12 protein-coding genes and 1 riboswitch are annotated in these 12,028 nt (G+C 63.5%); of the genes, 8 read left to right on the top strand and 4 right to left on the bottom strand.

Annotation, left to right across the window (positions count from 1 at the left end):
- Positions 1-48 precede the first annotated feature (48 nt).
- Entirely contained in the window at positions 49-252 is a 204-nt protein-coding gene (locus AC1D1L_RS02660) for a DUF680 domain-containing protein (RefSeq protein WP_477338576.1), read from the bottom strand.
- A gap of 503 nt (positions 253-755) precedes the next feature.
- Positions 756-958: riboswitch (cobalamin riboswitch) on the top strand.
- Between the two features lie 116 nt (positions 959-1,074).
- Between AC1D1L_RS02660 and AC1D1L_RS02655 the strand changes: the two genes are divergently transcribed.
- From AC1D1L_RS02655 to AC1D1L_RS02620, 8 genes are all read left to right on the top strand, one after another.
- Positions 1,075-2,322 (top strand): aromatic ring-hydroxylating oxygenase subunit alpha, encoded by a 1,248-nt coding sequence (locus AC1D1L_RS02655; RefSeq protein ID WP_477338574.1) that lies wholly within the window; start codon positions 1,075-1,077, stop codon positions 2,320-2,322.
- Positions 2,323-2,400: 78 nt separating this feature from the next.
- Positions 2,401-3,501 carry an FAD-binding oxidoreductase gene (locus AC1D1L_RS02650; protein WP_477338749.1) on the top strand — a complete coding sequence of 367 codons (1,101 nt, stop codon included), beginning with the start codon at positions 2,401-2,403 and terminating at the stop codon, positions 3,499-3,501.
- Positions 3,502-3,664: 163 nt separating this feature from the next.
- The gene (locus AC1D1L_RS02645) at positions 3,665-4,087 is read left to right on the top strand and encodes a PqqD family protein (protein WP_477338572.1); all 423 of its coding nucleotides are present in this window, start codon (positions 3,665-3,667) and stop codon (positions 4,085-4,087) included.
- 56 nt (positions 4,088-4,143) lie between these two features.
- The gene (locus tag AC1D1L_RS02640) at positions 4,144-5,193 is read left to right on the top strand and encodes a serine kinase (protein WP_477338570.1); all 1,050 of its coding nucleotides are present in this window, start codon (positions 4,144-4,146) and stop codon (positions 5,191-5,193) included.
- Positions 5,190-5,933 carry a glycosyltransferase family 2 protein gene (locus AC1D1L_RS02635; protein WP_477338568.1) on the top strand — a complete coding sequence of 248 codons (744 nt, stop codon included), beginning with the start codon at positions 5,190-5,192 and terminating at the stop codon, positions 5,931-5,933. Before AC1D1L_RS02640 ends, AC1D1L_RS02635 begins: the two co-directional genes overlap by 4 nt.
- Before the next feature lie 33 nt (positions 5,934-5,966).
- Complete coding sequence (locus tag AC1D1L_RS02630) at positions 5,967-6,719, top strand: glycosyltransferase family 2 protein (RefSeq protein WP_477338566.1); 753 nt, start codon at positions 5,967-5,969, stop codon at positions 6,717-6,719.
- Positions 6,719-7,393, top strand: a complete 675-nt coding sequence (locus AC1D1L_RS02625; protein WP_477338564.1) for a glycosyltransferase family 2 protein — start codon at positions 6,719-6,721, stop codon at positions 7,391-7,393. Before AC1D1L_RS02630 ends, AC1D1L_RS02625 begins: the two co-directional genes overlap by 1 nt.
- A complete protein-coding gene (locus AC1D1L_RS02620; protein ID WP_477338562.1) occupies positions 7,390-8,862 on the top strand; it encodes a nucleotidyltransferase family protein in 1,473 nt (490 codons plus the stop codon). The genes AC1D1L_RS02625 and AC1D1L_RS02620 overlap by 4 nt, the downstream gene beginning before the upstream one ends.
- A gap of 18 nt (positions 8,863-8,880) precedes the next feature.
- On the opposite strand, the gene AC1D1L_RS02615 is transcribed toward AC1D1L_RS02620, so the two are convergent.
- From AC1D1L_RS02615 to AC1D1L_RS02605, 3 genes are all read right to left on the bottom strand, one after another.
- Positions 8,881-9,627 carry an FAD-binding oxidoreductase gene (locus AC1D1L_RS02615; protein ID WP_477338561.1) on the bottom strand — a complete coding sequence of 249 codons (747 nt, stop codon included), beginning with the start codon at positions 9,625-9,627 and terminating at the stop codon, positions 8,881-8,883.
- A complete protein-coding gene (locus AC1D1L_RS02610) occupies positions 9,624-10,235 on the bottom strand; it encodes a molybdopterin-dependent oxidoreductase (protein ID WP_477338560.1) in 612 nt (203 codons plus the stop codon). The genes AC1D1L_RS02615 and AC1D1L_RS02610 overlap by 4 nt, the downstream gene beginning before the upstream one ends.
- Before the next feature lie 136 nt (positions 10,236-10,371).
- Positions 10,372-11,898, bottom strand: a complete 1,527-nt coding sequence (locus AC1D1L_RS02605) for a DegQ family serine endoprotease (protein ID WP_477338558.1) — start codon at positions 11,896-11,898, stop codon at positions 10,372-10,374.
- Positions 11,899-12,028: the final 130 nt, after the last annotated feature.

Genomic DNA, 12,028 nt, shown 5'->3' with positions numbered 1-12,028 from the left:
AGAGCGGCGGACAGGCCGCCACGCTTTTGTTTGGATCGGTATCAGCTGTTAACGGCCGAAGAGGTTGCGGTCGCTGCCCTGAACGACGGGCTGCTTGTCAGCGGGCACCGACTTCTGAATGGAAGCCGTATACGAGCTGTCAACCGCGGCAGCGGGCTGGTTCGCACCATTGGAACCATAATTGTCGCTACCAGCGAAGGCGCTGCCGGTGATGGCCAAAACGGCGGCGGCAGTAAGGATGATCTTTTTCATTTTTAGTACTCCAGTTTTGCTGTCCGTCTAGCGGCGTGTGGTGGGAGCAATTCGCGTCGTTCGGACAAGCCCCGATGTGGGAAAGCCATAGGCTGGTTTCCAATCACGAAGTTGTTCCGGCTGGGCCATGATTTCACCTCTTGTAATTTTCATAAGCATGCCTATCATCTCACTTTGTGTAAATAATACAAAGTCTTATGTGACCATGCCGTCTGGCTCACCGAGTGTGTCCGGGCGTCAGCGTTCACACTGTCCTGCACGCATTGTCAACAGAAACGAACCGTTCGGTTCGATTTTAGAAACTGCTAATAGTCACTTTTCGATACCGTTGACGTGTTTTCCCTTAGTCGGCAGTCTGATTCGTGGTGATTTGCGAGGGGCCGCGATCCGCCCCGAAAACAACGCCGTCAGCCCCACGATCGTCTGCCGCCGCGTTTGTCGTGCGTGTCGCGCCGCATGGAGACGATGTCGCTTTCATGCCGATGTCGCGATCGCTGCCGTGATTAGATGATCCCATCTCAGGTGCCGCTTCGTGACGACGGAGCGGAGAATTGGGAAGCCGGTCAGAATCCGGCGCTGCCCCCGCAACGGTGGTGGAGTTCAAGTCGCAACGGGAGACCACTGGGCAAGAAGCCTGGGAAGGTGTCGCGATGGTCCGCAAGGACAACTCCAGAGCCCGGAAACCAGCCCGAGATGCTTGAACTCGACTGATCGCGGTGGGCGGTCAAGAGGTGGATAGCGCATGCCGGCATATTGCCGGCCTGCGGCCGATCCTTCCTCCATCACCACCAAGTTCAGTCCTTAAACCACGAGGACAGAACTATGGATGCGCGCAACGACATGCTGAGGCTCTTGAACGGCCGCAAGCAAGGCTTTTCGCTCGAGCAACCCTTCTACACCGACCCGGACTATTTCAAGCTCGACATGGAGCTGATCTGGTATCGTGACTGGCTGTTCGTCGGCCATGATTGCGAACTGCCGAAGCCCGGCAGTTATATCACCGTGCAGATCGGCGACTATCCTGTGGTGCTCGTCCGCGATCAGAAGGGCAACATCAACGCCTTTCACAATTCCTGCCGCCATCGCGGCAGCCGGGTCTGCAACACCGAGAAAGGCACGGCGGCAAAGCTCGTCTGCCCCTATCACCAATGGACCTACGAGCTCGACGGCCGACTGCTGTTCGCCCGGCAGATGGCCGAGGGTTTCGACAAGAGCCAGTTCGGCCTGAAGCCGGTCGCCTGCGAAAGCGTGGCCGGGTACATCTTCATCTGCCTGGCGAAAGAACCTGCAGACTTCGCGCCGATGCGGGCCATGATCGAGCCCTACCTCAAGCCGCACCGGCTGAGCGAAGCCAAGATCGCTTTCGAATCGACCATCGTCGAGAAGGGCAACTGGAAGCTGGTCTGGGAAAACAACCGCGAGTGCTACCACTGCGCCGGCAACCATCCCGAACTCTGCAAGACCTTCCCGGAAGCGCCGACGGTAACCGGCGTGCAGGGCGCCGACAGCGATCCGGAGATGCTGGCGCATTGGGCGAAATGCGAAGCGGCGGGCCTGCCGAGCAAATTCCGCATCGATCCGGCCGGACAATACCGCGCCACCCGCGCGCCGCTGTTGCGCGATGCCGTCAGCTACACGATGACGGGAAAGCGCGCGGTGGCGAAGAACCTCTCCGACACTGTTGCCGCCGACCGTATCGGCACCTTGATGCACTACCACTATCCGACGACCTGGAACCACATCCTCATCGACCATGCAGTGACCTTCCGGGTGCTGCCGATCAGCGCCACCGAAACCGCGGTGACGACCAAGTGGCTGGTGCACAAGGATGCGGTCGAGGGTGTCGACTACAACCTTGAAGAGCTCACGCATGTCTGGACCGAAACCAACGACCAGGACCGCCGCATCGTCGAGGAAAACGCCTTCGGCATCCTGTCTCCGGCCTATGAGCCGGGCCCCTATTCGGAGCTGCATGAGGGCGGCGTGATCCAGTTCGTCGAATGGTACGCAGCCTTCATCGGTCCGCGCCTTGCCGAAGGCGGCCGGCCGGCGCTGCGCAGCGTCGCGTGAGCTCATGTCGCCCAAAAGTGTATTGCGGTTTTGGGATCACGACATGAGCAGAGCAAAAAGGACAGAGGGATGAATGCGATGACGGATCTTGGGCTCTATCGCCATCTCGACCAGATGGCGCCGTGGAATGACAGGCTGCAGGTGCTGGAGGTGATCGGCGTCAGCGACGAGGCGCCAGGCGTCAAGACCTTCACCTTCCGCTCCGACAACCAGACCTGGTTCCGCTACAAGCCGGGTCAGTTCGTGACGCTGGAGCTGCCGACACCGGACGGGCCGCTGATGCGCACCTACACGCTGTCGTCATCGCCGTCGCGGCCGTTTTCGATCGCAGTAACGGTCAAGGCGCAGGCCGGCAGCATCGGCACGCGATGGATGTTTGACCATCTGACGCCCGGCTCGCATGTCAAGGCCTATGGACCGGCCGGCGACTTCTCGTTGCACAGCCACCCGGCGGCCAAATATCTGTTCATTTCGGCCGGCTCCGGCGTGACGCCGATGATGTCGATGCTGCGCTGGCTGAACGACTGCGCGCCATGGACAGATGTCGGCTTCGTCAATTGCGCGCGGCGTGCGGAAGAGATCATCTTCCGCAAGGAACTCGAACTGCTCGGCGGTCATATGCCCGGCCTGTCGCTCGGCTTCATGATCGAGGAACGCTCGAGCCGTGAAGGCTGGTACGGCCATATGGGCCGCATCGACGCGATCCGGCTGCCCTTGCTGGCGCCCGATTTCCGCGAGCGCGAGATCTTTTGCTGCGGTCCCGATCCCTTCATGCGCGCCGTGCGCGGCATGCTGGATGCCGCCGGCTTCGATATGATGAAATATCATCAGGAGAGCTTTGCCGCGCCCGCGGTGGAGGAAATCCCGGCGCCGTTTGCGTCTCCCGCTGAAGAAGGCATCACTGCTCCTGCCGAAGCCGTGACGCCGATCCGCTTCTCGCTTTCGGAGGTCGACGCCGAATGCGTCGCCGGCCAGACCGTGCTGCAGACGGCGCGCGCCTCGGGCGTGCGGATTCCCGCTGCCTGTGAATTCGGCCTGTGCGGTACCTGCAAGGTGAAGAAGGTCTCCGGCGGTGTCGAGATGAGCCACAATGGCGGCATCCTCGACCACGAGATCGATGACGGCTTCATTCTTGCCTGCTGCTCAAAACCGCTGTCGGCGCTCGAAATCGAGGCCTGAGCGGCCGCCATAACCGTAGCTGCTCATCAGGCGCAGACAGGGTGCCTGCGGGTCTTTGTCTTGCCAAGAATGGGCCAACTGATTTAGACGCACTCTCGGAAGGGCTTGCCAGACCGTGAAATCGGCGCGATCCCTTCAAGGGCGTCTGGGACGGGATGGAGCGATGCAGCAACGGGTCTATGCGGTCGCGAGCAAGGATATCGTGTTCGAATCGTTCGATGGCGAGGCCGTCGTTCTCGACCTCTCGAATGGCAAATATTTCGGCTTCTCCGATTCCGGCAGCCGCATCTGGCAGGCGCTGTCGTCAGGCGTCGCCGCCCAGGCGCTGGTCGGAGCGAAAGCGGGTGCGGCGACAATAGGGTTGGCCGATCTCGACAGCTTCATTGCCCGGTTGCTCGACTTCGGGCTACTGGCGGCTGCGGAAACACCAGCGCAACCGCTTTCAGGCGACCTGCTGGCTGAGCTTGCCGCCACCAGCGAGCCGCTCAGAGTCGACGTCCATGACGACCTTGCCGATCTCATCATCGTCGACCCGATCCACGAGGTCGAGGAACCGCTCGGCTGGCCGGCGGTGAAACAGGCATAGACATTCCCACAGGCTTCCAGGGCGCATTCGCGACGCCGGTCGCCGGAACACAGGCCATGTCCTCGATCACGCTGCGGACCCTGTCGAACTATGCGCGCCACGTGCTGGCAGCGACCGAAGACGCCGCCGCCAGCTACGCCGTGGCCGCCAAGATCCGGTTGCCCCTGCTGAACCTGACGATCCACCTCAGCCATGGCGCCCTGGCGGATGCCATGGGCCATGCATTTATACAGGCTCCGGACAATCAACCTGTATCCGGCAACTGCCGCATTTTCGTCGCCCATCCCGGCATTGACGGCATCTCCGCCCCGGCGAGCTGGGGCCGGGGCGAGTACAACCATCATGCCTTTGCCGGCCGGCTGGCCGAGGCCGGATTGCGCGGCAGCTATTATCATGACCTCGACTTCTGGCAATTCCATGATCCGCAACGCCATGTCGGGGCGCAGCTGATGATGTCGGCCGACGCTTATCCGCCATGGGAACAAGGGGCGCCGTTGCGGGCGTTCCTGCACTGGGAATATGCGGCGCGCGGCATGCGGCTCACCCATGCCGGCACACTGGGCATCGACGGCAAGGGCGTACTACTGGCCGGCGCCGGCGGCGCCGGTAAATCCGGAACCGTCGTTGCAGGTCTCCTCAACGGGCTCGACAGCGTCGGCGACGACTATGTGCTGGTCGACCGGACAGATCGCGTGACAGCGCGGCCCCTGTTTGCCACGCTCAAGCAGGACCCGGAGGGTTTCAAGCGGCTGAAGCTGGGAGACCGGCTGAAATCGTACCAGCCGCTGAACTGGCAAGGCAAGCACGCGTTTCACATTGACGAGATCGCACCTCGGCCAATCCCTGAAAATCTAGACATTATCGCGTTGATGGTGCCACATATCGGTGGAGGTACGAAAAGCTCGATCATGCCCATATCGCGCAAGGACGCCATGATTGCCCTGGCACCGTCCGGCATCGTGCAGATGCCGGGCGAGCGGGAATCCGGCTTTCGCTTTTTCGGCGACCTCACTCGCGATCTGCCTTGCTACCGGCTGTCCCTGGGGACCGAGCCGCGGGAGATCGCAGCTGCGATAGCGGATTTCATCCTGGCAGGCGCTGCATGAGACTGAGCGTCATCATGCCTGTCTACAACCGCGAACTCTATGTCGTCCCCGCGCTGCGGTCGCTGCTCAGGCAACGCGACGATGCCGATCTCGATATCATCATTATCGACGACGGTTCGACGGACGGCTCCGTCGACGCCGTCCGGACGCTGATGCAGGAGGCATCGTGCATCCGACTGTTCCAGCAGTCCAACCAGGGTGTGGTCAAGGCACGCAATGCCGGCCTGAGGCAATTGCTGCCGCAGGCCGAGTTCGTGACGTTCCTGGATTCGGACGACGTTTCCCCGGCTGGACGGTTCAAGGCCGACCTTGCCCTCTTCGAAGCCGATCCTGCCCTAGAGCTGACGTATTCGCTGATGACGCGCGTCGATCTCATGGATGACGAGGCGCTCTACCCGGCGCCGGGCGGTAGCGGCCCTACCATGCGCGGCGTGAGCCTGAGCGCGGCTATCTTTCGCAGAGAACTCGTAGACCGCACCGGCGCTTTCGACGAGGATCTACGGCAGGGCGAAGACACCGACTATCTGCTGCGCATCTTCGAAACCAGCCCCAGACATGTTCTGCCCGATACAATCGCAGTCTACTATAGGCGCCATCCTGGCAACCTGACCAACCAGACTGGTGTGGCGATGCGCGAACTTCTGCATGTGATCCAGAAATCGATGCAGCGGCGCAAGGCCGATCCGTCACTGCGTCCGGTCGAGGGGCTTTTCGAGATCAAGCGCACGGCCGATTGGTGACAGGATGAGCACGTCAAGGCCCGGGATGCGTGCATGAAGCTCAGCGTGATCATGCCGGTGTATAACCGCGAACGCTATGTCGGCTCTGCGCTGCGCTCGCTGCTCAGGCAGCGCGACGCCGCCGATCTCGACATCATTGTCATCGATGACGGCTCGACCGATGGCTCGGCAGAAGTGGTGCGCGCGATGATGGACGAGAATTCGTGCATCCGCCTGTTCCGGCAGTCCAACATGGGCGTGACCCGCACGCGCAACACCGGTCTCGGCCTGCTTCTGCCGGAAACGAAATTGGTGTCTTTTCTCGATTCGGACGACATCTCGCCGGCCGGCCGCTTCAGGAACGATCTCGCCTTTTTCGAAACCGACCCCAGCCTTGACCTGACCTATTCGTGCATGACACTGGTCGATCATCTCGACAACGCGACGCTGGAGCCAGCCGCCGACAGCCATAGCATCACGGTTCGTGGCATTCATCTGTCGGCAGGAGTCTTCGCGCGTCGACTTGTCGAGCGGATCGGCGGCTTCGATACGGATTTCAACCAGGCCGAGGACACCGACTACCTGCTGCGCATCTTCGAAAGCGGACCGAACTACGTCATGCCTGATACAGTCGCCCTCTACTACAGGCGCCATCCCGGCAACATGACCAAGGAAGCCGATGTCCAGTCTCGCGAATTCATGCGCGCCGTCTTCAAATCGATGAAACGGCGCGAAGCCGACCCATCGCTGCGGCCGATCGAGGGCATCTTCGATCTCAGGCCGCTTGCGGATTGGCGGTTCCTGTGATGGCCGGCTACGGCGTCGTCATTCCGGCGTTCAACGCCACCGCCACCATCGCCGAGACACTGCGCTCGGTCGCGGCCCAAACGGTCGCACCTGAGGCCATTGTCGTCGTCGATGATGGCTCGACCGACGACATTGCGTCAGCAATCAACACGCTGGATATGCAGGTCATGCTGCTGCGCCAGGAAAACGCCGGCCCTGGCAGCGCCACCACCAGGGGCATCGCCGCGCTATCGACGCCCTTTATCGCCACGCTTGACGCCGACGATCTGTGGCTGCCGACCAAGATCGAAAAGCAGCTCGCGCATTTCGAGCGGTCTCCGGCGACGTCGGGGGTCTTTACCCATATGAGCAATTTTCGCGGCGGCCGGCCCGATGCGCCGGATGCAGCCGCTGTGCCGGGCTGGTCGCGCACAACGATGATGATCCGCCGTGCGATCATCGGTGCGGTCGGCCCGATCGTCGATCCGCCTGGCGGACGCGGCGAGATGATCGACTGGATCGCCCGCGCGCGCGAGGCGGGCTTCGCGCTGGGCATGCTGGACGAAGTGTTGGCGCTGCGCCGCATCAGTCCCGGCAGCCTGTCTTATGGCCGAGATTGGCGTGATCGCGGTTATCTCGAAGTGGCCCGGCTCGCCCTGCAGCGCCGGGCGCGAAACAAGGCGGATCGCAATTGACGGCTATAGCGATCCGCCGCATCGGTCGCCGGTTTCCGGATTATGGCTGGTCGTGGCCAACAGGCGGGCTTGACCAGTTGCTGAAGGCCGCGCTGTTGCCCGATGAAGAGGCTGCCGCCAACCAGGCGGCGCGTTGGCTCGACGAGAACGACATCGACCAGGTTTCCTTTCGCGAGCACCGGCTGCTGGCGGCGATCTCCGACAGGTTCGGCCGCAAGCTCGCTGGCCACCTGGCCCATCCGCGCCTTGTCGGCCTGCAAAAACTGCTGTGGACCAGATCGCGGCTGGCAATGCGCGAGGCGGAGCCGGCCCTGCAGGCCATGGTCGATGCCGGCTGCGCGGTCATGCTGATCAAGGGTGCCAGCCGCATCGCGGTCAACGCCGCGGCGCAGCGCGGCCGGGTGGCGCACGACATCGACATACTGGTGCGCCCGCAAGACACAGTTGCAGCCTTCGACGTGTTGCGCGACCGCGACTGGCAGATCGCCACCGGCGTCAGCCCGCAGTTTCTGCGGACGAGGCTGGCGTCCTTGCGTTCGATGAATTTCTTCAAGGGCAGTTTCGGCGACATCGACCTGCACCAGCAAGCCTATGACGGATCGCAGCAAAGCGCCGAGGATGATTTGGCGATATGGCAGCGGGCGCTTGCGGCCGAATTCAACGGCGTCAGGCTACTTGTTCCCTCGCCTGCCGACCGCATGACGCTGGCGATCGCGCATGGCGGCCTCGATGCACACACCCACAGCGACTGGCTGGTCGACTGTGCGGTCGCCATCCAGGGCGGCGAGGTCGACTGGGAGGTGTTTGCCGACATCCTCGCCAAGCGCCGCCTGGCCGTCGCCGCGGCGGTAGCGCTCTCCTACCTCAGTCTGGAGATCGGCATTGCGGTGCCACAGGCCGAACTCGCAAGAACGGTGGCGATGGCCGATCGCGCCGGCCTGTCGCGCTGGTCGTCGGTTCTGCAAGCCAAGCCGCGCACCGATTTCGGGGGGCTCATCTGGCTGTCGCGCGGCGTCGCCAAGCAGCTGCGCCTGAAACGCAAGAAGGGCCGCCTGCAGCAGCCGGCACCCGAAATCGTCTGGCGCGGCAGACCGTCCCTGCGCAAGGCAAAGCCAGTGCCGGCGCCATTCGCGCTTTCGCAAGCGCTTCCGCAGCCGGCAGGCGCCGGGGACATGATGCTGGACGTGACCGTCAGGATCGTCGTTCCGCCGGTTCGGCGCCGCATCGAGATGGAGATCAATGCCAACGGGCAGCATATCGCCCGCTTGCGCTCGCAGGTGATCAGCCGCGGCGGCGGCGAAAAGGTGCTGCATTTTCGCGGCCGGGTGAGCCTGGAGGAGCCAGGCCGAGCGCTGGTGCTCGAAGCGCGGCCGTCACGCCAGTTCCGCAACTGGGACAATGAAGCCGACGTCGCTACCTATGCCGCGCTGCCGTTCCAACTGCTGTCGGCACGGTTTTTGCCCGCCTGACGACAGGGGCCAGCCCGCTCAGACTCCGTAGCGCTCGGTGCGGATGATTTCCGCTGATAGGCCGGCGTCGATCAGCGCCTGGGCGGCAGCCGAGACGAAGGCATTCGAGCCGCACACGAAAGCAAGCGCCGGCGGTTGCGGCAGCCGCGCCTGCGCCTGCATGACCATTGCCGTGTCGATGCGCCTTGAATAGTCGGACGGACGCTGTGCGGCTTCGCGCGTCAGCGTCAGCACAAGGTCGAAACCGTCGCGGCGGTCGTCGAGGCTGATCAGCTCGTCGCGGAAGATCACCTCGTCCCAGACCCGCACCGAAAACATCAGCGCGACCGGCACCGCCGATTTGCGCAAGGTCCGGTGACGCACCATCGCCATCAGCGGCACCACGCCGGAGCCGCCGCCGACCAGAAGCAGCGGCCCGCCATCGCGGTCGGACCAGACAAAATGGCCGCCAAGCGGTCCGCGCAGCTCGATCTCGTCGCCGACCGCCGCCACCTCGTGGAAAAAGGGCGAAACCTCGCCGTCGTCGAGTTTTTCGATCGCCAGCTCGATCGCGGCGCCGCTCTCCGGCGCCGAGGCGATGGAATAGGAACGGCGCGCCTGATAGCCGTCAGGCGCCGTGAGCCGGACGTCGACATGCTGCCCGGCGCGATAGGCGAAAGGCCGCGACAACGCGAAGAAGAAACTGGTGACGCGCGGCGTGCGCTTTTCGATGCGGGTGATCCTGGCTGTCTGCCAGGGCGATTGCGGCGCCGATGCCTCGCTCATGGATCGCCGCTATAGCGCTGCTCACGCCACGGATCGCCATAGATGTGATAGCCGCGCAATTCCCAGAAGCCCGGCTCGTCGCGTTCGGTGAACTGCAGACCGTTCAGCCATTTGGCCGACTTCCAGAAATAAAGATGCGGCACCAAAAGCCGCGCCGGACCGCCATGGTCGGGCGTGATCGGCTTGCCTTCATAAAGCAGCGCCACCATCGCCTTGCCGGTGGTGAGATCTTTGGCCGGCACGTTGGTGGTGTAGCCGTCAAACCCATGTGCCAGCAGGAAGCCGGTCGGCGCTTCGATGCCGGCATCGGCGAGAATGTCGTCGACCAGGACGCCTTGCCAGGCCGTGTCGAACTTGGTCCAAGCGGTGACGCAATGGATGTCGCGCGTCATCTTGGTCAAGGGCAGCTGGTTGAACTCGGCCCAGTTCCATTTCTTGATCGGGCGCGGGCCGTGCTTGAGCGTGAACGACCAATCCTCGGTGCGCACGCGCGGCGTTGGCCCGGCGGACAGGACCGGAAAACCCTGTTCGAGATACTGCCCGGGCGGGATGCGGGCATCCGTCTCTGTCGGAGGCTTTCGACCGGAGGAAAAACCGCGAGTGACCATCTCAGACTATCCGTTTGCAGCAGGCCATTACCGACCCTGCCGCAGTGTTCTCGAAGATGTGCTGGCGGGCAACAGGAATCTTGGGTGGCGCGGCAGGCCCGCCAGGATCACCCCGGCGGGCCTGCCGCATCGTGCTTCAGCCGGCGGCGAAGGGCACGGCGACGAAGATCTGCGCGTCGCCGCGATCGACCAGAAGCAGCACCGACTTCCGGCCCGACTTGCCCGCCTCGGCGATCGCCTGGTTGGCCTGTCTTGCGTTGCGCACCGGAGACTGGTCGACGGCGACAATGACATCGCCCGGCTGCAGGCCGGCATTGGCGGCCGCCTTGTCCGGATTGACGCGCTCGACCACGGCGCCGCGTTGGTTGGACGCCAGGTTTAGCTCCTCGCGGATATCAGGCGTAAGGTCGGTCAGGCCGAGGCCCAGCGAGGGAACGCGAAGCGCCTGGCCGGCCGAGGGCTTTTGATTGTCCCCCTCGGTCGAGGCCGACTTCACATCGTCGCTGTTGCGGCCGACATCGGCTGATATTTGTACCGTCTTGCCGCCGCGCCAGACGTCGAGCGTTTCCTTCGCGCCGGGCGCGACATCGGCGACGGCCCGCGACAGGTCCTTGGGATCCTTGATCGCCTCGCCGGCGAAGCTGGTGATGACGTCGCCGGTCTTGATGCCGGCCTTTGCCGCCGGCGATCCCTCGGTGACCTCGGAGACCAGCGCGCCGCCGGGATGGTCGAGGCCGACCGCACCCGCCACATCCGGCGTCACCGGCTGGATCTGGACCCCGAGATAGCCGTACTGGATGTTCCCACCCTTCATCAGCTTGGCGACGACCTTTTGTGCCTGGTCCGACGGAATGGCGAAGCCGACGCCGACACTGCCGCCATTGGGCGAATAGATCGCCGTGTTGATACCGACGACATTGCCGGCGACATCGACCAGCGGGCCCCCGGAATTGCCGTGGTTGATCGGGGCGTCGATCTGGATGAAATCGTCGAACGGCCCGCTGTTGAGGTCGCGGCCGCGCGCCGAAACGATGCCGGCGGTGACCGTGGTGCCGATGCCGAACGGATTGCCGATGGCGAGCACCTGATCGCCCGGCATGAGCTTGTCGGAATCGCCCCATTTGACCGTCGGCAGCGGCTTGTCGGCCTTGATCTTGAGCACGGCAAGATCATTCTTGGCGTCGTGGCCGACCAGCTTCGCGGGAAGTTCGGTGCCGTCGTCGAGCGTCACCTTGATCGAAGTGGCGCCGTCAATGACGTGGTTGTTGGTGACGATAGTGCCGTCGGCGTCGACGATGAAGCCGGAACCAAGCGCCTCGGCACGCTGCGCCTGCTGTGGCGGCGTCTTCGGCATCGGGATGCCCTGGTCGCCGAAGAACTGGCGGAAATAGTCGTCGAAGGGCGAATTGCCGCCGAAAGACTGTTCCTCGCTCATGTCTTGCGGCTGCGCCTTCATGACGGTGGTGACCGTCACCACCGCAGGTTTATCGACGGCCACGATTGGGGCGAAGGAGCCGTTGGGGGCCGTTATCCCGGCGACAGGGGTCTGGGTGGTGGCCACGGCGGAGCCAGCGCTTTGGGCGAAAGACGCGACGAAGGGACTGACGATCAGCGCAGCGCCCAGCAAGGCCGCGACGCGATGTCTGCGAATTATGTCTGACATGGTCGTTTGTCCGGGCGAGAAATGATCGGGCACCGTGGCCGTTCCGGGAGAGAATCGGCCATCGGCGTGTCGGCGGTCGCGGTTGCCCGTCTCGCCTGGCATGGCAGCCGGCCGGATCGACAGCCCTGCA

The organism is Mesorhizobium sp. P2_D6 (assembly GCF_056404315.1).
The sequence above is the reverse complement of the archived record's forward strand: the minus strand, read 5'-3'. Positions and strand labels throughout refer to the sequence as shown.